The organism is Paraburkholderia sprentiae WSM5005, assembly GCF_001865575.2.
Classification (GTDB): domain Bacteria; phylum Pseudomonadota; class Gammaproteobacteria; order Burkholderiales; family Burkholderiaceae; genus Paraburkholderia; species Paraburkholderia sprentiae.
Genome location: NZ_CP017561.2, coordinates 1,582,968 through 1,606,052, shown reverse-complemented (window position 1 = coordinate 1,606,052; position 23,085 = coordinate 1,582,968). Strand labels below are relative to the sequence as shown.

The 23,085-nt window shown below is 60.9% G+C and carries 20 protein-coding genes and 1 pseudogene; 2 read left to right on the top strand and 19 right to left on the bottom strand.

All coding sequences use genetic code 11. The features are described from left to right. Nucleotides 1-16: 16 nt before the first annotated feature. The 15 genes and pseudogenes from BJG93_RS07360 to urtA all read right to left on the bottom strand — a co-directional run bounded on the left by BJG93_RS07360 (nt 17) and on the right by urtA (nt 13,526). Complete coding sequence (locus BJG93_RS07360; protein ID WP_027197660.1) at nt 17-871, bottom strand: ABC transporter permease; 855 nt, start codon at nt 869-871, stop codon at nt 17-19. After that, nucleotides 868-1,644, bottom strand: coding sequence for an ABC transporter ATP-binding protein (locus BJG93_RS07355; protein ID WP_027197659.1), 777 nt, complete (start codon nt 1,642-1,644; stop codon nt 868-870). The genes BJG93_RS07360 and BJG93_RS07355 overlap by 4 nt, the downstream gene beginning before the upstream one ends. 52 nt (nt 1,645-1,696) lie before the next feature. After that, nucleotides 1,697-3,010, bottom strand: a complete 1,314-nt coding sequence (gene oxlT / locus BJG93_RS07350) for an oxalate/formate MFS antiporter (RefSeq protein WP_027197658.1) — start codon at nt 3,008-3,010, stop codon at nt 1,697-1,699. Between the two features lie 111 nt (nt 3,011-3,121). Next, nucleotides 3,122-3,350 (bottom strand): annotated as a pseudogene (locus tag BJG93_RS07345) (gamma-glutamyltransferase); the annotation flags it as partial. A 271-nt stretch (nt 3,351-3,621) separates the two neighbouring features. Continuing rightward, complete coding sequence (locus BJG93_RS07340) at nt 3,622-4,368, bottom strand: GntR family transcriptional regulator (RefSeq protein ID WP_027197656.1); 747 nt, start codon at nt 4,366-4,368, stop codon at nt 3,622-3,624. A 193-nt stretch (nt 4,369-4,561) separates the two neighbouring features. After that, entirely contained in the window at nt 4,562-5,566 is a 1,005-nt protein-coding gene (locus tag BJG93_RS07335) for an SDR family NAD(P)-dependent oxidoreductase (RefSeq protein WP_051374390.1), read from the bottom strand. Between the two features lie 292 nt (nt 5,567-5,858). Next, complete coding sequence (locus BJG93_RS07330; RefSeq protein ID WP_027197654.1) at nt 5,859-6,179, bottom strand: DUF4148 domain-containing protein; 321 nt, start codon at nt 6,177-6,179, stop codon at nt 5,859-5,861. A gap of 378 nt (nt 6,180-6,557) precedes the next feature. After that, nucleotides 6,558-6,836, bottom strand: coding sequence for an FmdB family zinc ribbon protein (locus BJG93_RS07325; protein ID WP_231337466.1), 279 nt, complete (start codon nt 6,834-6,836; stop codon nt 6,558-6,560). A 115-nt stretch (nt 6,837-6,951) separates the two neighbouring features. Continuing rightward, the gene (fmdA, locus tag BJG93_RS07320; protein ID WP_027197652.1) at nt 6,952-8,130 is read right to left on the bottom strand and encodes a formamidase; all 1,179 of its coding nucleotides are present in this window, start codon (nt 8,128-8,130) and stop codon (nt 6,952-6,954) included. Nucleotides 8,131-8,184: 54 nt separating this feature from the next. After that, on the bottom strand, nt 8,185-8,439 hold the full coding sequence (locus tag BJG93_RS07315; protein WP_027197651.1) for a hypothetical protein: 255 nt from the start codon (nt 8,437-8,439) through the stop codon (nt 8,185-8,187). Nucleotides 8,440-8,506: 67 nt separating this feature from the next. Then, a complete protein-coding gene (gene urtE, locus BJG93_RS07310) occupies nt 8,507-9,196 on the bottom strand; it encodes an urea ABC transporter ATP-binding subunit UrtE (RefSeq protein WP_027197650.1) in 690 nt (229 codons plus the stop codon). Nucleotides 9,197-9,249: 53 nt separating this feature from the next. Next, nucleotides 9,250-9,993 carry an urea ABC transporter ATP-binding protein UrtD gene (urtD, locus tag BJG93_RS07305; RefSeq protein WP_027197649.1) on the bottom strand — a complete coding sequence of 248 codons (744 nt, stop codon included), beginning with the start codon at nt 9,991-9,993 and terminating at the stop codon, nt 9,250-9,252. 31 nt (nt 9,994-10,024) lie between these two features. Then, entirely contained in the window at nt 10,025-11,170 is a 1,146-nt protein-coding gene (gene urtC / locus BJG93_RS07300) for an urea ABC transporter permease subunit UrtC (RefSeq protein WP_034479356.1), read from the bottom strand. A gap of 23 nt (nt 11,171-11,193) precedes the next feature. Further along, nucleotides 11,194-12,111 (bottom strand): urea ABC transporter permease subunit UrtB, encoded by a 918-nt coding sequence (gene urtB / locus BJG93_RS07295; RefSeq protein WP_027197648.1) that lies wholly within the window; start codon nt 12,109-12,111, stop codon nt 11,194-11,196. Nucleotides 12,112-12,230: 119 nt separating this feature from the next. Further along, nucleotides 12,231-13,526, bottom strand: a complete 1,296-nt coding sequence (gene urtA, locus BJG93_RS07290; protein WP_407675290.1) for an urea ABC transporter substrate-binding protein — start codon at nt 13,524-13,526, stop codon at nt 12,231-12,233. Nucleotides 13,527-13,999: 473 nt separating this feature from the next. Between urtA and BJG93_RS07285 the strand changes: the two genes are divergently transcribed. Next, nucleotides 14,000-17,512, top strand: a complete 3,513-nt coding sequence (locus tag BJG93_RS07285; protein ID WP_051374468.1) for a hybrid sensor histidine kinase/response regulator — start codon at nt 14,000-14,002, stop codon at nt 17,510-17,512. Further along, nucleotides 17,469-18,383 carry a response regulator transcription factor gene (locus BJG93_RS07280; RefSeq protein ID WP_027197646.1) on the top strand — a complete coding sequence of 305 codons (915 nt, stop codon included), beginning with the start codon at nt 17,469-17,471 and terminating at the stop codon, nt 18,381-18,383. Before BJG93_RS07285 ends, BJG93_RS07280 begins: the two co-directional genes overlap by 44 nt. Nucleotides 18,384-18,543: 160 nt before the next feature. On the opposite strand, the gene BJG93_RS07275 is transcribed toward BJG93_RS07280, so the two are convergent. The 4 genes from BJG93_RS07275 to BJG93_RS07260 form a co-directional block, all read right to left on the bottom strand. Continuing rightward, complete coding sequence (locus BJG93_RS07275) at nt 18,544-19,185, bottom strand: ANTAR domain-containing response regulator (RefSeq protein ID WP_051374389.1); 642 nt, start codon at nt 19,183-19,185, stop codon at nt 18,544-18,546. After that, nucleotides 19,182-20,285: a transporter substrate-binding domain-containing protein gene (locus BJG93_RS07270; protein WP_051374467.1), complete on the bottom strand. Its 1,104-nt coding sequence runs from the start codon at nt 20,283-20,285 to the stop codon at nt 19,182-19,184. The genes BJG93_RS07275 and BJG93_RS07270 overlap by 4 nt, the downstream gene beginning before the upstream one ends. Before the next feature lie 185 nt (nt 20,286-20,470). After that, a complete protein-coding gene (locus BJG93_RS07265; protein ID WP_051374388.1) occupies nt 20,471-22,210 on the bottom strand; it encodes a nitric oxide reductase activation protein NorD in 1,740 nt (579 codons plus the stop codon). A 20-nt stretch (nt 22,211-22,230) separates the two neighbouring features. Beyond that, the gene (locus BJG93_RS07260) at nt 22,231-23,040 is read right to left on the bottom strand and encodes a CbbQ/NirQ/NorQ/GpvN family protein (RefSeq protein ID WP_027197642.1); all 810 of its coding nucleotides are present in this window, start codon (nt 23,038-23,040) and stop codon (nt 22,231-22,233) included. Nucleotides 23,041-23,085 lie beyond the last annotated feature (45 nt).

Below are 23,085 nucleotides of genomic sequence, written 5' to 3'. Positions count from 1 at the left end.
GACTGCCGGAAATGCGTTAGACCTTGAGCGTGGTGGTATTCGACGCCTGCCGCCACGGCAGCAGCTTGCGCTCGAGCAGGTCGATCAAAAAGTACAGAACGAAGCCGATCGCCATCAGGACGAACAGGCCCGCCCACACGGTGTTGAGGTCGTACAGGCTCGACGCCGTGAAGATCATGTGTCCGAGGCCCTTCTCCGACGAGATGAATTCGCCCACTACCGCGCCGACCAGACCGAAGCCGACGTTGATGCGAAAGGTGGAGATCACGTAAGGCAGGGTGAACGGCACCACCACTTTCATGAAGACATCGTTCTTGTTCGCGCCGAGCGTGACAAGCAGCGCCTGCAAATCGGGATCGGCGTCTTTGGCCGCTTCATAGGCGGCGATCAGCGCGACGATCGCTGTCAGCGAAATGGCCAGCGCGACCTTCGAGATCAGCCCCGTGCCGAACCATAGAATGACGATCGGTGCGAAAGCGATCTTCGGCACACTGTTGATCGCGACGATGAATGGCTCGATCAGCCGAGCGACGAACGGCGAATACCACAGCGCGAGCCCGCACACCGATCCGACCGCCGTGCCGAACACGAAACCGAGAATGGCTTCGAAAAGCGTATAACCGGTGTCGATAAAAAGCTGCTGCGATTCGATGTCGCGCACGAGCGCCGCAAGAATTTTCGACGGTGAGCCGACGAGGAAATTCGATACCCAGCCAAGGCGCGCCGCACCCTCCCAGATGGCGAAGAACGCAACCACGGCCGCCAGTTGCAACAGCGAGCGGCCCAAGCCGCTGTCGAGTGCGTAACGCCCGCGAGCCTTCGGCGCGCGCCGTGCCGGTGCGGATTTATCGATGGAAACGGACTGCGTCATGCTGCCTTTACCTCCGTCTGAATATCGAGCTCGCCGCACAACGCATGAAAATAACCCGCGAAGTTGGGGTCGCTGCGCGCACCGATCGGCGAGCGCGCGGCGATGTCGATGTCATAGATTTTCTTGACTTGCGAAGGCCGGCCGCCGAGCACGACCACGCGCCTGGACAAGGCGACCGCTTCGTCGATGTCGTGTGTGACGAGCACCACTGTCTTGTGGAACGTGTCGACAGCTTCCATCAACACGCCTTCCAGATACAGGCGTGTCTGGTAGTCCAGCGCCGAGAACGGCTCGTCCAGCAGGATGATGTCGGGATCGTTGATCAGCGTGCGGATGAGCGCGACGCGCTGACGCATGCCGCCCGACAGCATGCGGGGATAAGCATGTTCGAAGCCCGCGAGACCATACGTGTTGAGGTATTCCATCGCCATGTCGTGCGCCTCGGCAGCCGGCATACGTGACAATTCCGGTCCGATCAGCACGTTTTGCAGCACGGTACGCCACGGCAGCAGCAGATCGCGCTGCATCATGTAGCCGACTTTGCCGCGCAAGCCGTCGACGCTTTTCCCGCGATAGATAATCTCGCCGCTATCCGCCTCGAGCAGACCGGCGATCACGTTGAACACGGTGGTTTTCCCGCAGCCCGACGGCCCGATGATGCTGACGAAATCGCGTTCGTGAATATCGAAGGTCAGGCCGCCGAGGACGTCGACCGAACCGACTTTGTTCGAAAACGATTTACGGATATTGCGTAACGCAAGCTGAACTGACATGTTTGTTCCTCGACGACGGTTCGGTGTGCATTGCGGCAGACGGCGGGCGGCGTCAAACGCCCCGCTGCGCGGCGAGAAAGCGGCGGCGCATCGGCTTGAGCAAGGCAATGGCCAGCAGTGCGGTGACGATGTCGAGCGTGATCGCGGTGGAGAACACCGGCTCCCAACTGCCCGCGTGCTGATGCAGCAATGCCGCGAGCGGGCCGCCGAAAATCGAGCCAATCCCTTGCGAGATGTAAAGCCAGCCGTAGTTCTCGGTGGCGTGACGGGTGCCGAAGGTGTCCGTCAGCGTCGCCGGAAACAATGAGAAGATTTCCCCCCAGCCGAAGAACACCACGCCCGACAGCAGTACGAACAGCACGGCGTCATCGCGCGTGAGCAGCCACAGCGCCATGGCCACGCCTTCGAGCGCGAACGCGAAGAACATCGTGTTCTCGCGCCCCACCTTGTCCGACACCCAGCCGAACAGCGGCCGCGTGAGCCCGTTCGTGAAGCGGTCGATGGTCAACGCCAGCGGTAGCGCAGCCATGCCGAACACCAGCACCTTGGTCACGCCGAAGTCGGCGGCGAAGGTGGCCATCTGCGAGGTGACCATGAGACCTGACGTGGACATCATGGTCATCATCGCGAACATCAGCCAGAAGAGCGGCGTCTTCAGTGTCTGCGACGGGCGAAAATTCGCGACCGTTCGTGTGGAAATAGAACTCGCGGAAGCGGCGGCGGCGGCGGCGTCGTGCGAAGGCGGCACACGTAGGCCCTGCGAAGCCAGCAGACCGACCACCGCGAAGGCAATGCCGAACATCCACAGCGTGGCTTCGACGCCGCGTGCCTGCAGCGACGTGGCAATCGGAAACGTCGTGACGATCGCACCCATGCCATAGCCGGCCGCGACCGCGCCGGCCGCGAAGCCGCGGTTGGTCGGAAACCACCGCACCATCAGTCCCACTACGCCGACATACACAATGCCCGTGCCCAGTCCGCCGATCACACCGTAGGTCAGATAGAGCATCGGCGCGCTATGCACCTGTGAGGCCAGCACCCAGCTCAGGCCCGCCATCGCGGTCCCGATCGAGATCGGCATGCGCGGCCCGAAGCGGTCGATCAGCTTGCCCTGAAACGCCGAGAAAAACGTCTGCAAGATGATCAGCAGCGAAAACGTGACTTGCAGTTCAGGCAGCGCTACGCCGAGTTTTGCGGCGAGCGGTTTGGTCATCAGTGTCCATACATACTGCGGACTCGAAATCGCCATCATGCAGACGAGACCCAAGGCTAGCTGAAGCCAGCGGTTATGGATCGCGCCCGACGAAGTGGTGCCGAGTTCCGCCGATGCGACAGGTTGCAACGAAGATTGCAAGCGTGTGGTCATGGTGACTCCATTTACTGAGCAAATGACTGCCGGCGACCGGCAGGCGTGCAGCGTCCTCCGGGCCGCGAGGGCCGGACCTGCAATCTGATTGAAAAAAGCGCGCGTGTGCGTCTACCAGCCCGCGGCTGCCCCGTCACTGCGCGGATCGTAGCCCGCTTCGATCAATCCATCTGGATACCGAACGATCGCGCCGGCATGTCCCATTGCCTCGTCATAGGGCCTGCATCGTCTCGACGTCGTGGCCGAGCGCTACGAGCCGCGCGACGGTGTCCGGCGCGAAACGCGCTTCGAGCTTGAGCGTGTCGGTCGACTGGCCCCAGGTGCGGCCCAGCAGCCAACGACGCGAGATCAACCAGAAGCCATCTCCGCCGATGCTGTTCATGTGCGGATAGACGACCGCGATCGTCGCGGCCGCGGCGAGCGCGTGGGGCGCGACCGCCATGCCGCGGGTTGCGCGGCTCGGGTTCAGGAATTCGGATGGCATTGGCGGCACAGGGGCTTGCTTGTATACATGGCCAATGCATATGCGAGAACCATGCCAACGGATAGAGTCCCGGCAAAGCTCGCGTGCAGAAGGCGCTTGAGCAATCGAGGCGCTCGAATCCGTGTTGCTAGATGGTGCCGCGCAACCTCGGTGGTGCATAGGGAGCGCTGTGAGGCTCCGATGCGGTGCGGGCGCGTTGCAGGCGCTCGGTCGTGAGCGTGCGTACCTCCGCCCGGCTCCCTTGTATGTGCGACCCCAGCAACGCGACCGCACGGTCCGCCGCAAGATCGCGGATGGCCGAGAGAATCGCAATGTGCTCGTCGTAAGTGTCGTCGATGCAATCGCCATAAACGAGATCGAGCCGCCGCACCAAGCGGATGCGGTCGGTCACGCGCTGCATGGCCGCGCTCAGCTCGGCGTTGCCGGCGGCGAGGACCAGCGCCTCGTGAAAGGCTTCGTCGAGCGACACCAGTTGCCGGCCGTCGCGAACCCGCTGCGTGTGAGGAACGTTCCAGATACGGTGGAGCCGGTCGAGCATCTGCAAGGCGGTCGCGGACAAGGTGCCGTCGACCCCAAAGAGCCGGCTGACCGAAAACGTCTCGATCAGCTTGCGCATTTCGTACAGATCTTCGAAGCGCTTGAAGTCGATCGGCACGACTTCCCAGCCGCCTCGCACATAGCCGCGCATCAAACCGTCGCTTTGAAGCCGTTGCAGCGCCTCGCGCGCCGGCGTGCGCGAAACGCCGAAGCGCTCGGCGATACTGCCTTCGGTCATACGATCGCCGGGCAGCAGGCGCATCTCGAAGATATCGTCGCGCACGCTGAAGTAAACATGGTCAGCGCGCGATGAGCGGGAGTGGGTTGTGTCTTTCACGCACGGGCCTGGAAGTAACGGACTTTTCGGCAGTGACTATCGGTCAACTTCAAAACATTAGTCAACACAAATCTAGCTTGCCGGAGTCAGTCACAAGCCCGCCTATGCGTGAGCCCCCCCCTATCTCTTGTTATCTTTCCTGTGCCGGATATACGCGAGCGGCAGCTGCGCCGGTTGGACCGTTGTTATCCCGCTATAGGCTTTTCGCGCTGTCGCCGCCCGTCACTTCGATTTCGGAGCCGGTGACCATCGCGGCGGCATCCGAGGCAAGATAGACCGCCGCAGGCGAGATGTCTTCCGGCTGCACCCACCCGACTCCAAGCGGCATCGTTGCCGCGCGGCGGTCCCACGCCTCCTGCGGCGTCAGGAAACCGTTCGTTTTGTGGTAGCCGGTCTCACCGACGCTTTCGGTCAGTCGCTTTTCGTACAGCGTCAACGCGGTGGCGACGAGCCCCGGCACCACGGCGTTGACTGTAATGTTGTAGCGACCGAGTTCGAGGGCCGCCGACTTCATCAGTCCAAAGATGCCCCACTTGGACGCCGCATAACTGGCTGCGTCTTTCGTACCGTGCCGTCCCTGCATCGAAGACACCACGATGATGCGGCCATAGTTGCGCTTCACCATCATGGGTGCGAATGCCCGGATAGTATTCGCGGTCCCGTTCAGGTTATTGTCGATGACGTCCGTCCATTCGGTATCCTCTAGATCCAGAAGCGGCTTCCAGTACTGAATGGCGGCGTTGGCTACCACGATATCGATCTTTCCGTAACGCTGTTCGATGCGATTAGCGGCGGCGCGCAACGCGCCCGGGTCGCGGACGTCCGCGCGAATACCTTCGGCGCGGCGCCCATACGCGTGGATCATGCTGACCGTCTCAGCCAGCTCTTGCGGCGTGGCGGGTGCTGCATCAGAGGCGGGACTGACCGGTCCCGAGATGTCGAGCGCAATGACGTCCGCTCCATTTGCCGCGAACTCGACCGCAATGGCGCGACCGATTCCGCGGGCCGCTCCGGTGACGACCGCAACGCGTCCCTGCAACCTGGAATCCCGGCCAGCGACGATCGGCCCGGCCGTCTTATCCGCCGGCGGTACCGGCACGGGCAGCCCGTCCATCGTCGCAGCGCCGCCGGTCGACTTCTGAGCCTGCGCGACGCCTGACAGCAACATGCCGGCTGCGGCCACGCCGCCGCCAACCATCCACTTTCGTCGCGAGCGATCGGGATCGTCGTGGTCGCTGTCAGATTTTTTTTCTTTCGTTACCAATGCAATGCTCCTTTCGGATAGGGTTCGGGCAGCGCGCCTCGCCGATGACGATGCGTGACAGAAAGGTCATGCCGTGGGCGGCGACGCAGCGATGTGCAGACCCTGAAATCGGAATCTTCGGAGGCCAGGCGTAGCGCGAATCGAATTCGGAGGACTAAATCTCGCGATCCTTACTCGGAAAGCAGCTCGCCAGGCAGTTGGCGCGGGCGTGGGCCGAGCCAACAGGTCAGGAGCTTGCCGCGGTGTCCTGATTCCCCTTTGCGGACGTCTGCGTTGCCGGGGCGCAATCGGCAACGAACTTGGCATGCAGGCGCGCCTCCGCCTGCTCGAGTTGGTTCGGATACTCCGGATCGTTTCTGGCCGGTTGGTATCCAACCGATTCGAGCTCCGACAATTCCCGGATGATGTCGCGATGTGTTAACCCCGCTTTGGTCGCTACAAAGGGATACGAGTGACATTCCTCTGCCGAGAATTTTTCCGCTGCACTCGCGGATACGCTAATTACCATCAAGGCGATGATTGAGGTTAGTTTGAATCGGCTGTTCATATCGAGCTCCAGGTTATCGCGACTTTAAGAAATCGCAAACCGCCGTCGTCATCGACTCTGCGAGCCCGATGCCCAACGACACGAATGCGTGCCATCACGATATCTGGCCGGTCAGCGCGATTACACATCGCAAACGTGAAGCTTAGTTAATCAAACTGGCTGCGATCCAGGGGTGATGTCCCGGCCGGTTGCACGATTGAGCTCGCGCGAGCCCATGGCTAGTGGCGCTTCTGGTTCGTTGAGGAACGGGGCACCAACGGTGTCGGCGCGATTTGCGCCGCGCCTCTTCGACGAACCCATTCGTGTAGGTCTCGCTGAGCTTCACCCACCCATATGCGAGATTGGCCTCGTGCTGCAGGCCGGTGTCCAGCTACGCCGTTAGCCGCAAAGGCTGCAATTGCCGCCCTTGCACACATGCAACACACTCGCGCGTCCCGCCTCGGCGCGTGTTCCGGGCCCTTGCACGCCGGCTCCCGTCAATTGCTCGGCCTGACTTTGCGGCCTCCACCGTTCGGTGATGTTGAGTTGCACGTTGCGTGCCGTGATCATCGTCTCGGGCGCAACGCGTTGCTCGCAATAGGGACAGTCGAGAACATTGTCGCGCATGGACACCGCTAGCAATTTCTCGAAGATTCCCCCACATGACGGACAACGCATGTCGTAAAGCGGCATGTTACGTACTCCCCTTCAGTCGTAAAAAGATCGGACGCGCATTGCTGCGCGTCTCGCGGCGGAGCCGCCCACTCCGCCGCCCTGACTCTGGACCTGCCCGTCAGTCCCTGTGGCCCCAGAACGCGCGCTCGCTGAGCATTCCGGTCGGTGCAATGTTCTTCTCGAAGATTGCGAGTGGCAATGACACCGTGGCCGAGCAGTTCGGAATATCGACGATGCCGCCAATGCGACCTTCAACCGGCGCCGCGGTGAGCAACATGTATGCTTGCGGCCCGGTAAATCCATGCTGCTTCAGGTAGTCGATAGCCTTCAGGCAAGCCTGGCGATAGGCGACCGTAGCGTCCATGTAATAGTTCTTTCCGTTCTCGACGCTGATTCCTTCAAAGGTCAGCCATCGGTCGTAATGCGGCCTGATCGGGCTAGGCATGAAAACCGGTGCGCTGAGGTTGTACTTGGCCATGCCGCCTTTGATGAGGTCGAAGCCGACATGGGTCGCGCCGTCCATTTCAATCGCGCCGCAAAAACTGATTTCGCCGTCGCCCTGGGAGAAGTGCAGATCGCCCATCGAGAAGCCCGCGCCCTTGACGTAAACCGGGAAGAAGATCCGGGTTCCGCTCGAGAGATCCTTGATGTCGGTATTGCCGCCATGCTCGCGCGGGGGAACGGTGCGGGCCGCCTCTTTCGCCATCCGGTCAAAGGCGGCTCCGCGTACGCCGCGCAGCACAGCGGTCGACGGCTCCGGCGGTTTTGCAAGACCCAGCTCCGCCAGCGGCGCCTCACGGCGATTCCACTCGGCCAGCAATTCGGTCGATGGAAGACAGCCCATCAGGCCCGGGTGCGTCAACCCGGCGATGCGCACACCCGGGATATGGCGCGAAGTGGCGTACAGCCCTTTCAGGTCCCAGATCGCCTTGGCCGCATCCGGAAAATAGTCGCCGAGAAAACCGCCGCCGTTGCTCTTCGCGAACACGCCGGAAAAGCCCACCGGCGTGATCGGTTTGATATCGAGAAGATCGACGACCAGCAGGTCGCCAGGCTCCGCTCCTTCGATATGGAACGGACCGGTAAGCGGATGTGCGCGAGTCAGGTCGATATCGCGCACATCGTCAGTGCTGTCGTTGTCCTTGATTTGCGCGTCCAGAAAGTCGAGCGACTCGATGATGATCTCTTCACCGGGCTTAACGGTCGACAGGAACGGAATATCCGGATGCCAGCGGTTATGGCCCAGTTCCGCTTGTTCGGCAAGCGGCACGCCTGGCTTGATCGTGAAATGTTGCATGTAGTCTCTCCGTGGTATCAGAACGTGTTGGCGGTGACGGCGGGCGGGCTCGATCTAAGCTGCGCGATAGACGCATGCGGCGCAACCGGCCTGGTAGCCGCCATTGACCGTGTCGTCCTTGATCTGCGTACATACTTTGGCGGTCCATTCGGCTTTTTCCAGCACCGTACCGTCAGGCAAGGTGCCGCCGCGTGCATCGAAGCGCAGCAGGCAAACCGCACAGGTCTGCACGCCGGCTACACTGCGGCCTTTATGCCTGTCGGTAAAGCCGGCATGGCCGAAGCGGTTGTAGTACATATAACCCAGCATCGTGTTCACTCCTTTCCAGTAAGCAGCGTGCGATAAACGCCCGCCTTGTCTTGCATCCGTTGGGACGTCAAACAGAGAGGTAGCCGCTGATCTTCGCGATATCGACTTCGTCGCGGCCATCTTCGTGGACGAAGCGGCCCTTCTCGATCACCAGCAGACGGTCGGCAATTTCCATCGTGAAACTCAGCACTTGCTCCGAAACGATGATGGTGAGTTGCCTGAGATCCCGAATCTCTTTCAGCGAGCGGGCAATGTCCTTGATGATGGAGGGCTGAATGCCTTCAGTAGGCTCATCGAGCAACAGTACTTTTGGATTGGTGACCAGCGCGCGCGCGATGGCAAGTTGCTGCTGCTGCCCGCCCGACAAATTCCCGCCGCGGCGATCGCGCATATCGTATAAAACAGGAAAGAGATCGAAGATTTCCGCCGGCACCCTGCCCCGCGCCGCTTTCGGCAAGCCCGTCTTGATGTTTTCGAGCACGGTGAGCGTCGAAAAGATCATCCGGCCTTGCGGCACATACGCAATCCCTCGCGCGACGCGCTCGAACGGCGGCAGTTTTGCGACGTCGACACCGGCCACTTCCACCTTGCCCGCACGACACGTGAGAATGCCCATCAACGATTTGAAAAAGGTCGTTTTACCCATGCCGTTGCGGCCCATCACGGCGACGATTTCGCCGGTGGCCGCGCTCAGATCGAGTTGATGGATCACTTCGCTCTGACCGTAGCCCGCGACCAGTCCTGTAACGTTGAACATAAACTGTTCCTTTTGAATGCCAAGTTGCCGTTCGGGCGCTACGCGATCGCGCTTCAATGCCCGAGATACACTTCGATCACTTTCGGGTTGGACTGCACGGCCTCCATGCTTCCTTCGGCCAGTACTTTGCCCTGATGCAGCACGGTGACGCGGTGTGCGATGTTCTTGACGAATTCCATGTCGTGCTCGATCACGACTACCGACCGATTTTTGGCGACCCGCGACAATAATTCGGCGGTCTTTTCGCGCTCCGACACGCTCATGCCCGCAACCGGCTCATCGAGAAGCATCAGTTCAGGATCCTGCATCAGCAACATGCCGATCTCGAGCCACTGTTTCTGCCCGTGACTCAGTAACTCAGCCGTTTGATCCAGCATCTCGGTGAGAAACACTTCCTCCGCAATCTGGCGCACTCGCTCATCCACGTCAGCGGTACGGCGGAAAGCGATGGCGCCGAACACACTGCGCCCACGCGGAAACGACACTTCGAGGTTTTCGTACGTCGTGAGGTTTTCGTATATCGAAGGAGTCTGGAACTTGCGGCCTATCCCGGCGCGCACGATCATGTGCTCGCTCATCTTCGTCAATTCCAGGCCTTTGAAATTGATGCTGCCGCTGGTGGCTCGCGTCTTCCCGCTGATCAGGTCGAGTACCGTGGTCTTGCCCGCTCCGTTCGGTCCGATCACGACACGCACTTCGTTGCGGTCCACATAGAGGTTCAGCCCGTCCACGGCCTTGAAGCCGTCGAACGAAACCGTCAGATCCTCGACCGATAGTACGAAATCTTTTTTAGCCATGGTGTTCTCTGTTTTTGCGGATAGACCTGCGTCAGGCCTCGGGATCGGAAGCCGGCAGCGTCACGAGCGCGCGACGCTTCAGATAGCCGCTCACCGATAAGCGTGCAAGCAGTTGCTTGCCATGACTTTCATAAAGACCAGCGAGGCCATTCGGGAAGAACATCACCACACCGATGAAGAGCGCCCCCATCAGGAATAGCCACAGTTGTGGGAACGATTCCGAAAAATACGACTCGCCGAAATTCACCAGCAACGCGCCGTAGACTGCACCAAACAAGGATGTGCGGCCCCCCACGGCGCAAAAGATCACCATCTCGATCGACGGAACGATGCCCACGAACGACGGAGACATGAAGCCGACCTGCAGCGAAAACATCGCGCCGCCGATGGCGGAGAACACGGCGGCGACCGAGAACACGAAGATCTTCAGGGCCGCAACGTCATAGCCTGAGAAACGTACCCGCTCCTCCTTGTCGCGCATCGCCACCAGCAGCTTGCCGAGCTTGCTCGACAGGAGAAACTTGCCAAACGCGATGCACAGGAACAGCAGGCCGGCATTGACGAAGTACAGGACGTAGTGCGCCGAAGTCGTGCGGATGTCCCAGCCGAGCACCGTGCGCAGATCGGTTATACCGTTCACGCCACCGGTCAGCCCCTGCTGCCCGATGATCAGGATAGACAGAATGGCGGCAATCGCCTGAGTCACAATCGCGAAGTACACATCGCCGACGCGTCGTTTGAACATGGCGAGACCGATGACAAACGCAAGCAGAGCCGGTATCACCAGCACCGCGGCGATAGCGAACCAGAAGTGCCTGAATGGTTCCCACATCAGCGGCAGATGGGTAATCTGATTCCAGTCCATGAAGTCTGGAATTCCCGGCGTGGACTGGATCTTCGTACTGACCGGATCCGATGCTTCCAGCTTCAGGAACATGGCCATGCAGTAGCCGCCCAGACCGAAGAACACGCCCTGCCCCAGGCTGAGGATCCCGCCGTAGCCCCAGCACAGCGTCAGTCCTATCGCCACGAACCCGTAGGTGAGGTATTTGCCCACCAGGTTCAGCCTGAAAATGTCCAGCGTCAACGGCAGCAGCACCAGTATCAGAAGACCCAGCCAGACGAACCCCATCACACCGGAGCGCCCACCCAGCCACTTGAGAGATCCCGAATTCATTGCTTTCTCCTGCGATCGAACAGTTAGCGCCGCACTTTCGGTGCGAAAAGACCTTGCGGACGTAGCATCAAAATGACGATAACGGCTGACAAGGTCAGCACTTTCGCCATTGAGCCAGACAGAAAGAACTCTGTGGTTGACTGGGTCTGGGCGATCGAGAACGCGGAGGCAATCGTGCCGAAGAGGCTTTGCGCGCCGCCGAATACCACGGTCAGGAAGGTGTCCACGATATACAGCGAACCGCTTGTCGGACCCGTCGAGCCCACGGTAGTGAAGGCCGCGCCTGCTATGCCGGCAATCCCGCATCCGAGCGCAAAGGTCAGGCGGTCGACTTTGCCGGTGTTGATCCCGACGGCGCCGGCCATGATCCGGTTCTGGGTGGTAGCCCGCACCGTCACACCCCAATGCGATTTATACAGAAACAGCAGCAGGATCGCCGTGAGCATCACGGTAAGGACCATCACCATCAGGCCGTTGATCGGGATGTCGAGGCCCTGATAGGGCGATAGTGAACCCATTAGCCATTGCGGAAGATCCGGACTGACTTCCTGTGAGCCGAACACCGAACGAAACGTTTGCTGCATGGCAAGCGACAGGCCCCAGGTCGCCAGCAGGGTGTCGAGTGGACGCCGGTATAGATGGCGAATCAGCAGCCATTCCACCAGGTAGCCGAAGGCGAAAGCAACCGCGAACGCGGCCACGATGGCCGCAAAGAAATAGACAGGTTGCAGTGCCGGCGCATATTTGTGTGTCAAGGCCGACAACACATAAGTCGTGTAGGCGCCGATCGTCAAAAACTCGCCATGCGCCATATTGATCACGCCCATCTGCCCGAAGATGATAGCCAGACCGAGCGCCATCAGCAGCAAGACGCTGAATACCGAGAGGCCGTTGAAGCCCTGCATAGCGACGATCGCGCCGAACTGCGAGAACCAAGCCATGGTCAATCCCCTGCGCGGCCTGCGTTCGAGCAGGCGGTGTTGAACATCGAAAAGTGCAATATCGACTTGCGATTCCCGCCGGCGCCAACCATGGCCGCCGCCGGCGATGATGCTCAGTTTTATTGATAGCCCTTCGGAAACGGATTCGGTTCAATCAAGTCCGACTTGTAGACAACCTTGAATTGACCATCGCGCTGGCCCTGGCCGATCAACGTGTTGCTCCACAGGTGGTGATTCGGGTGAACCTTGATGTAGCCTTCTGGCGCATCCTTGAACTCCAGACCCGGCGAAGCCGCCACGACCTTGTTGACGTCGAAGCTGCCGGCTTTCTCGCAGGCCATCTTCCAGAGCCATGGGCCGAGGTACGCGGCCTGAGTCACGTCACCGATCACCGCGTCCTTGCCATATTTGGCCTTGAACGCCGCAACGAATTTCTTGTTGGCAGGGTTGTCCAGGCTCTGGAAATACTTCATGCACGAGTAGAAGCCCTCGAAGTTTTCGCCACCGATACCCAGCAGCTCATCTTCGGTCACCGAGATGGTCAGCAACAGCTGCTTGTCGCCTGTCACGCCGGCAGCCTTCAGTTGCTTGTAGAACGCGACATTGCTGCCGCCCACCACGTCCGCGAAAATCACGTCCGGCTTCTTGAACTTCATCTTGTTGATAAGCGAACCGAACTCGGTATTGCCGAGCGGGTAGTACTCTTCGCCGACCACTTCGCCATGCAGCACGTTTTCAATGTGCTTACGGGCGATCTTGTTGGAGGTGCGCGGCCAGATGTAGTCGGAGCCGATGAGATAGAAAGTCTTGGCCTTCTTCTCCTTGGCGAACCAGCTCAGGCTGGCCAGCACTTGCTGGGTCGCTTCCTGGCCGGTATAGAAGACGTTTTTCGACTGCTCGAGGCCTTCGTAAAAGGTCGGGTAGTACAGCAGGCCATTGTCTTTTTCGAAGACCGGCAGCACGGCTTTACGCGACGCTGAGGTCCAGCAGCCGAACACCGTGGCAACCTTGTCGCTTTCGAGCAGCTTGGTCGCCTTTTCGGCAAAGGTCGGCCAGTCGCTGGCGCCGTCTTCCCGGATCACCTTGATCTGGCGGCCAAGCACGCCGCCCATCGCGTTGATCTGTTCGATCGCGAGGCGTTCGGCGCGGATCGATCCGGTCTCGCTGATCGCCATCGTGCCGGTCGACGAATGCAGCTGACCGACCGTCACCGTCGTATCCGTGATCGCCCTGCCCGTCGTGTTGACTTGCGAAGTCGGCGGAGCAGCAGCGAACGATGGCTTGACCATCATCGCAAGCGGCAGAGAAGCAAGTGTCAGTGCGACTTTGCGGCGGCCCGGAGAAGCGAGTTGCACTGCGCGGGCGGATGATTCGCCAGCTTGGTCGTCGCCGTTGTCGTCGAAGCGTTGTGTCATTTTTCAAGGTCCTTGTCTGCGTGGGTTTCAGGTCTGGCTGGCGAGCCCGGCGTGACGCGAAGTGCGCGCGCCAGCCTGCATGGCGCGGACACGGCGGCTCTTTGGTCGTTGAGCGGCTGACGCAGAATAGGGATCCGAATTTCCGGTCGGAATACGTCATTTGACTTACCTGCGTGGCGCATGCGCAGGCCTACGTCAAATGACGTATCGGCAGGTCGGGCACACATCGCTATGCTCGACGCGGGCAAGCGTGGCGTAGGCCACGGCCTGGCGATCAACGTGACGGGGCGCGCTGTGGCGGTGCGCCAATGCGACATTTGGGATGCGTCGCGCACCGCTTTGAGTCTGCGCCGCGCGTGCGCGCTCGCGCGGAGTGCTGCACGCTGATGACTGCATCACGCGCCGCGTACATGTGGCATGCGCCTTGCAACTCTTGGCTGCTTCGCTTTAACCACAGCCCGATTCCGGACAATTTGGTGAACCAGTCTCCCGAACCCGCGGTCCCCCGCGCAACACCCGTGCAGCGCATCATCAAGGTGCGGCGCGATTACAACACCTGGGTCGCCGACGAAACCATCGAAGACTATGCGCTGCGTTTCACGCCACGCACGTTTCGCAAGTGGTCCGAGTTCCGGGTAGCCAATACGGCGTTTGGCGCGATCTCGTTTCTGGCGCTCGAAGCGGTTGGCGGCTCGATCACCGTCAGTTTCGGCTTCACCAACGCGCTTTGGGCCATCGTGCTTGTCGGCGCGATCATTTTTCTGACGAGCCTGCCGATCAGCTATTACGCAGCGAAGTTCGGCGTCGACATGGATCTGCTGACCCGCGGCGCCGGGTTCGGGTACATCGGCTCGACCGTCACATCGCTGATCTACGCGTCGTTCACGTTCATTTTCTTCGCGCTGGAAGCCACCATCATGGCGATGGCGTTGCAGTTGTACTTTGGGATTCCCCTTTCACTGAGTTATCTGATCTGCGCAGTCATCGTGATCCCGCTCGTCACCCACGGCATTACGCTGATCAGCCGCCTGCAAGCCGTCACCCAGCCACTGTGGCTCGTGTTGCTGATGCTGCCTTATGCGGCCGTGATCTGGAAAGAGCCGGGCTTATTGCGAGCGTTGCCCAGCTTCGGCGGCAACGCCGGCGGGCATGGACACTTCGACCTGCTGATGTTCGGCACCGCCACGACGGTGCTCACTTCGATGATCGCGCAGGTAGGAGAGCAGGTCGACTTTCTTCGCTTTCTGCCCGAGCGGACCTCGCTCAACAAGCGCCGCTGGACTTTGAGCATGCTGAGCGCCGGCCCAGGCTGGATCGTTCTCGGCGTAGCCAAGCTGCTCGGCGGGTCTTTCCTCGCGGTGCTCGCGATTCGGCATGGCGTGTCGCCCGACCGCGCGGTCGAGCCGACCCAGATGTACCTGGTTGCGTACAAGTATTTGTTCGGTTCGCCGGAATGCGCGCTGTTGGTCACCACGTTCTTCATCGTCCTGTCGCAACTCAAGATCAATGTGACCAACGCCTACGCGGGATCGCTCGCATGGTCGAACTTCTTCGCGCGGCTGACGCATAGCCACCCGGGTCGCGTGGTGTGGCTTGTGTTCAATGTGCTGATCGCGTTCATGCTCATGGAGCTGGGCGTATTCCGCGCGCTCGAACAAGTACTCGGGCTGTATGCGAATATCGCGATCAGCTGGGTCGGTGCGGTAGTGGCTGATCTGGTGATCAACAAACCGCTTGGCCTGAGCCCAAAGGGCATCGAGTTCAAGCGCGCGCATTTGTACGATGTCAATCCGGTGGGCGTCGGCGCGACACTGATTGCCTCGTCGCTGTCGGTGCTGGCGTTTACTCACGTGCTGGGGGAGACCGCCCACGCGTTTTCGGCGCTGATCGCGCTCACCACCGCTCTGATTGCCGCGCCGGCGATTGCCTGGGCGACCGGTGGCAAATACTACATCGCGCGCCAACCGGTTGCGTTCGCCGGGGTTCCACTGGGCAAAGGCTATCAGTCGATTCGTTGCTGCATTTGCGACAAGGCGTACGAAACTGAAGACATGGCGCACTGCCCGGCTTATGAAGGTTCCATCTGCTCTTTATGCTGCACGGTGGATGCGCGCTGCCATGACATGTGCAAACCGGGCGCACGGCTATCCGAACAAACCAGTGCGACGATACGCTGGCTTTTGCCCAAGGCCCTGTCAACCCGTTTCAATACCCGCATCGGCCAATACCTGCTGCTGTTCCTGCTGGTGACCATGATCATGGCCGCCATTCTCGGCCTGATCTATACGCAGGAGTCGGTGCTTGTCGACCAACTCTCGCCGGCCGTTGATGTGCTGCTGCGCACGGCATTCCTGAAACTGTTTGCGGTACTGGCGCTCGCGAGCGGGATTGGTTGTTGGTGGAGCGTGCTGACGTCCGAAAGCCGGCGCGTTGCGCAAGAGGAATCGAATCGGCAGACGCATCTGCTGCTCGAGGAAATCGACGCCCATCAGCGCACCGATGCGCAGTTGCAGCGTGCCAAGCAGACAGCCGAAAAAGCCAATCTGGCAAAGAGCCGCTACGTTACCGGCATCAGCCACGAACTGCGCACGCCGCTAAACAGCATTCTCGGCTATGCGCAGATGCTCGAGCAGGATATGTCCATTCCCCCACACCACCATCTCGCGCTGGCGGTGATCCGCCGCAGCGGCGAACACCTTGTATCGTTGATCGACGGGTTGCTCGATATCGCCAAAATCGAGACCGGCAAAATGACGCTGGAATTCGAGGAAGTCCGTTTTCCCGAATTCGTCTCGCAGTTGGCCGACATGGTGAGCTTGCAGGCAAGCGCAAAAGGCATCGCCTTCCATTACGAAGCTCCTCCCAATTTGCCCTGCGCGGTGCGCGCCGATAAAAAGCGGGTGGGCCAGATCCTCATCAACGTTCTGGGCAACGCGGTGAAGTTCACCGATCGCGGCAACGTTACGCTGCGGTTGCAATACCGCCGGGAGATGGCGGTCTTCGAAATCATCGATTCAGGCATGGGCATCGATGCCGATGACTTGACTCGCATCTTTTTGCCGTTCCAGCGCGGCGGCAATGTCCCGGGCGGCTCGGAAAATGGCACAGGGCTAGGCCTGACCATCGCCAAAATGCTCGCTGACGTCATGGGAGGCACCCTCACCGTCGACAGCGAGATCGGCCGCGGAAGCACCTTTCGCGTCCAGCTGTTCTTACCGGAAGTACGCGAGCCGCAGCCGGTTCAAGCCGTCCCGAAACTGCCCATAGGCGGCTACGCCGGTCCGACGCGGCGGGTGCTGGTGGTAGACAACGAACGGGTGGACCGTGAGCTGCACGTCAAGTTGCTCGAACCGCTGGGCTTCGAGGTTCAGGAAGCAAGCTCCGGGCTCGAGGCACTGAAGGCCGTCTCGTCGTTCGCGCCCGACCTGATTCTGCTCGATATCGGCATGCCGCTGCTGGACGGCTGGGAAACCGCGCGTCTGTTTCGCGCCAACTTGATGAGCAATGCGCCGATCATCGTCGTCTCCGCCAATGCCTTCGACAAGGGCCGCAAAAACGCCGCGGGCATTCGCAACGAGGATTTTCTCGTGAAGCCTGTCAATGTGGTGGAACTGCTCGAATTGATCCGCGAGCGCCTTGACCTGCGATGGGTCCCGGCAACGTCCGCTGTAGCGGCGCAGACACCGTCGGTCGACCTGTCACTCGCCGCCGCGCCCTCGCCCCTGCCGACCAAGGCGGCGCTGCCCGGCCCCGAACTGCTGCGCAGTCTGCACGAGTTGGGCAGCCTTGGGTACGTGCGCGGCATCCTCGACAAGCTCGAGGAAATCGACCAGCTCGACCCGTCCTATGGCGTTTTCACCGGCGTTTTGCGCGCGCACGTCGAGCGCTTCGATCTGGCTGAATATGTGCGACACCTTGACCGAACCTTGCAGGCCCACTCCGATGCTACGCCCCGATCCGCTTCGCGATGTCGTTCTAATTGTTGACGACGCGCCCGAAAACCTGTCCATCCTGCACAGCCTGCTCGACAAATCGGGCTATACGGTGCTGGTGGCAACCGACGGCGCCGGGGCATTGGATCGCGCGCGCCGCTTGCCGCCGGATTTGATTCTCCTCGATGCGCTGATGCCCGGTATCGACGGCTTCGAGACCTGTCGACGGCTCAAGGAAGACCTCGAGACCCGTCCGATTCCGGTGATATTCATGACCGGGCTGACGGAGACCGAGCATGTTCTGCAGGGCTTCCAGGCGGGTGGTGTCGATTACATCACGAAGCCGATCCGTCCCGCGGAAGTGATGGTGCGCATCGCGTCGCATCTGCGCAATTCGCGCCAGGTCGTGCAGACCCGTGCGGCGATGGATGCGGCCGGCCAGGCTGTGGTCGCCGTGGGCCCCAGCGGCGAAGTGCTCTGGCTGACGCCGCTTGCCCAGGCGCGGCTACGCGGCTCGCTCGACGCCCAGGGTCGCTTGCCGGCGGCATTGTGCAGTTGGCTCCAGGAGGCGCTGCGGGCGCCCGAGGTCGGACCGTTCGAGTTGCTGACCGCAACGGAACAACTGATAGTCAGCCGACCGCGTCGCGGCGCTCACGGCGAGGAACTGCTGGTGATCCAGTCCAAGCCCGGTTCGCCCGGACCCGCCGCGTTGATGCAGGCGTTCCGGCTGACCCCTCGCGAAGCCGATGTGCTGTATTGGGTCGCTGTCGGCAAGACCAATCGCGATATCGCCGATATCCTCGGTATGAGCCCGCGCACGGCCAACAAACACCTGGAACACGTCTTCGCAAAGCTGGGCGTGGAGACTCGGACCACGGCCGCGCGCATGGCGTTGAATCTGGTCACACCGCAGACCACGCAGTAAAGGCAAAGCGTCGGCTGAAGGGCGCTGGCTACACGGCGTGTTACCGCGCGGTGCGCGACATGACGACTGACGGATTGCAGCCTCGGGCACGGCTGCGCGCACGGCGATCTAGCGAACGCGCACGCCGGGGCGGAATCACGTTGCCGCGTCAGGCGCTGCGTCAGCGGCCTGACGACAGAATGTCGTTCGCGTTGATAAGCGCGGAAGCGATGTCCTCTACCGTCATCCGCTTGGCCATCGCCTGCTCGCGCATGATGCGATAGGCCTCGGCCTTGTTGACGCCGCGCTGGCGGCAGAGTATCTCCTGTGCTTCCGCGACTTTGCGCGCGCTACCGAGCTTTTCTTCGAGACGCATGATGCGCTTGCGCAGTTTCCTGCGCTCCCGCCCGAGCTCGCGTGCAAGGACGAGCGCACTGAGGAGACCGAACGACCGGATGGGCGACGTAACGACGGCTTTTGCGTCGATGTGCAGCATCGCCTCGATGAGCGTCGGGTTCTCATAGTTGAGAACGGCAATCGACGGTGGTGCGTCGTCGTCCGTGCACCAATCGTCAATGAGGTCCAGGATGTCCGGAAACAAGGCGAAGAAAACGACGTCGGTGCCTGCCGGTGCGGAAGCCAGCGGCGGCCAGAACGCCTGCACGTGGCAGCCGATGCGCTGCAGCTGCTGGGTAAGCTGCGCACCGTCGCGGTCGTGCGGATGAAACACGCACACGCGCAGTGACCGCAAATCCATCAGCAAGTGAGAGATGGGGAGAGCCGGCGCCGGCACGCCTCGGCCGGCTTCCTCTTCGTCGTTCATTCACTGCTCCAGCTCATCGTTGAACCCATCCAGTCGCCGAGCGTATGCGCGACGAGATACGGGTCCGGCCGTACAGGGGCGACGGCTTGCCACACAACGTCGAATTGTCCCTCGCCATTGACCCGGCCGATACGCGGATTCAGATACGTGTGGTGAGTCGACGGATCGATCTTGACGCGTCCCTGCGGCGCGTCCAGTTCGCAGCGCAGCAATTCCGGCATGAGCGTTTCAAGCTCGGGCGAGCCGGCGGCCCGCATGGCCTGCGCAAAAAGATGAACTTGAAAGTACGCCGCCTCCCAGCTCGCGTTCGGAATCGTTTCGGAGCCGAACATCCGGCCGAATTTCTCCAGACAGGCAAGATTGCCCGCAGAGTCGATCGAGCGAAAGTAAGGCGCCGCAGTAAAGTGACCTTCGGCGACGTCCGTGCCCATTTGGGCGACTTCCACTTCCGAGGTCGTCAGGCTCGCGATCGGCATCGATGCCGGATCGAGGCCGGCTCGCGCATAGGCGCGATAAAAGTGCCGCGTTGCGTCGCCGACCACCGTGGAGAAAATGAAATCAGGCCGTGCCGCGCGAATGTCTTCGACGATTGCGGCGAAATCGTCTTCCGTGGCACCAAGGCGGACGTACCGTTCGCCCAACTTCACGCCACCCCGGTATTGCGACACGAGGTCAGACATGATGCGGTTCGACTCGTAGGGATAGATGTAATTCGATCCGACGAGATAGACGCGCGCACCAAAGTTGGACGTCATGAAATCGGCCAACTGCACACTGTTCTGATTGGGCGCTGCACCGGTATAGATGACGTTATCGGAGAACTCAAAGCCTTCGTAGAGCGTGGCGTAGAAAAGCAGCCGATTGCAGCGCTCCACAATCGGCAATACGGCCTTTCGCGCGCTCGACATATAGCAACCGAAAATGACCTGAACATCTTCTGCCAGAATGAGCCGTTCCGCAAACATGCGATATTTCGCGGGATCGGAGGCGGGGTCATGGTGGATCGGCACGAGTTCGCGCCCTCCGATGCCCCCTGCCTCATTGATCTCGCGTATTGCGAAAAGCGTTCCGTAAAGCTGCGACGACTCGATCGCCGACATCACACCCGTCTCGGAAAACAGAACGCCCACTTTGATCGTTTCGGTATTTGCCACGTTTTTACGCGCCTGTAATTGCCTGGTTCGCCTGATCCAGAATAACCGGGCGCCGCGCGACCCGATACGTCATTGTCTCCGACCAAAAAAAGCCGGCATATGTTCGGCACCGTCCCAGTAGCATCGGCCGCTCACCTCAAGCTTGCGAGCACCTTGCTGACCTGCTGGGCGAGGTTCCCGGCGCCATTCAGTACGAGGTAATGGCCGGGACCGAAGATGGTCCGGACATACCGGTGCCCATCGCGATCGAATGCGAAACAAAACGGCAAGATCCCGCGCGATGATAGAGCCGATACCGCGTGGCGGGCGTCTTCGATCAGATGCATGGAGTCGTGGACATCCACGTCCGACGGCTCGCCGTCAGTGACGAGCACCAATAGCTTCGCCTCGCTTTGCTCTTCATCGAACTGCGCTGCCGCATGTCGCAACGCCGCGCCCATGCGTGTCGACAATGCGCCTTTCTGTGCTAGCAGCCGCTCTCGCTGCGCTTTGCCAAACGGTTCGTCGAAATCCTTGACTCGCGTGTATCGGACATCGTGACGCCCGTTTGACGAAAACCCGTGCAGTGCAACGCGTGTGGCCGTCGGCTCCAGCGCGGACGCGATCGTCGCAGCGGCCTCTTTTTCGATATCGAGCACGGTCTGTTGTGTTACGCCGATTCTGTCGTTTGTCGACGTGGACAAATCGAGCAGAAACAGTACGGACATGCTTGGCGGCGTGCGCCGCTTTTGTTCGAAGATTCTTCCATCGCCGGCCGCACCCATGCGTCGGGCGATGCGATCATCGATGAGCGCGTCGAGATCGAGCTCAGGACCTTCGGATCGGCGGCGAAGGCGCGTGGGCGATCGCTGCCAACCGGATGGCAACGCTCGCCGGACGGCGAGTAGTCCAGCGTCGGCACGCTCGCTCTCGCTCAGAGGTTCCGCGGCCGGCGCGCGGTCGTAGACGCAGGTCCAATCGGGTAAAAGGAGCCCTACTCGTGAGTGCCACTCTGGATATCTATAAGCACGCCAGGCTTCAGTCTCGATGGGCGGATTGTCGAGTAGGCGCATGTTGTCCGCCGCGTTCGGCCGCGCCATGGTCCGGTCGGTCGCATCGGGGGCCGGTTCCATTCGTGCATGCACCGGTTCCGACTCGGTCGTCCACAAATAACTGTTGTCGTCGCGGTACCGCGGCTCAGTGCGGTACGACGATACATCGAACCTCACGCGCATCTGCGCAAGGTCAACGGCCAGTATGTCGGCAACTTCGTGACAGGCGGCCATATCGTCGTGATGCGCGGCAATGGCGTCGAAAAGTCTCCGGCCTTTACAGACCCATTCGTTCGGATCCTCGTAGCCGACATCATGCAACGCGCGCGCCAGGCGAGCCGCCAGTGACGAGAAGGTCAACATACCGAGTTCGCCCGATGCCGTATGAAACGCACCCCACAAGCTGTGCAGGCCCGGGTAATCACGCATCAACAAGCGCTCGACACGAGCATCCTCGATCAACGACGCCACCGCAATCCTTAACGCTCCCCGCTTGCCGATCGGCGAAGCGGGACGCGAATAGCGCAAATGCGCCAGCGCATGGGCCACCGAAGCTTGATATAGGCGCGCCGCGCCAGAGCGCTCGCTGCCCTCATCGACGGCTGGCGCAACGCGGATCACGCCACCTTCGCCGATCGACGTTCGTAATGCGCCGCCGCCGAGTTCGTCGAGCCGCTCGGTCTGCACACAGACGCGTGTCGGCGCAGGTTCTTTTCGCGCCTCCATTGCGTCGACATCCCACTGCCCGAATCCGGCTGCATAGCATTCAAGCATCCGCGTCGCTGCGGTGAACGATGCGTCGACGACGCCTTGCATCGCCGACCCGCTTTCGTTACCCATCCGTTCCGCGGGCATCGGAATCAAGCTCCGAATTGCGCGCGGACAAAGCCGTCGAGCGCGCTCTGCACTTCATCGTCGTCACTGAGCGGGCGCGTCATGGCGAGCGCACAGGCCGCATGAGCGTCGATTCCGCCTCGAATCAGGCCGCATGCGTGCACGAGCATGCGCGTGGATATGCCCTCAGCCAGGCCTCGACCGCGGAGCTCGCGCGATTGAGTTGCAATACGCACGAGTTTGAGCGCGATGTCGCGATCGACTTCGCCCTCATGAGCGACCACATCGGTCTCGGCCGCCTCGTCGGGGTACTGGAAATCGATCGCGCCGAAGCGCTGCCGCGTCGAAGCCTTAAGCTCCTTGCCGAACGACTGATATCCGGGGTTGTATGACACGACCAACTGAAAGTCGGGATGCGCGTGAATCAATTCGCCACGCTTGTCGAGCGGCAGAACCCGGCGATCATCCGCCAGTGGATGAATGACAACCAGCGTATCGGGACGCGCCTCGACGACTTCATCAAGGTAGCAGATCGCACCATAACGGACCGCCGTGGTTAGCGGTCCGTCATGCCATTCAGTGCTATCGCCGCGCAGCAGAAAGCGACCGGTGAGATCGGAAGCGGTCGTATCTTCGTTACATGCGACCGTAATGAGGGGCTTGTTCAGGCTTGCCGCCATGTGCTCGACGAAGCGCGTTTTGCCGCATCCGGTCGGGCCTTTCAGGATGATCGGCATGCGCCGCGCGTGTGCCGCGGCGAATAGTTCGATCTCTTGCCCAATCGGCCGGTAATAACGCTCCGTCGCCAATCGGTATTGCGCGAGGACATCCTTCATCGGCATCGTTCCTTGTCGATCGGTGCGCCGGTTTCCCGGCGCCAG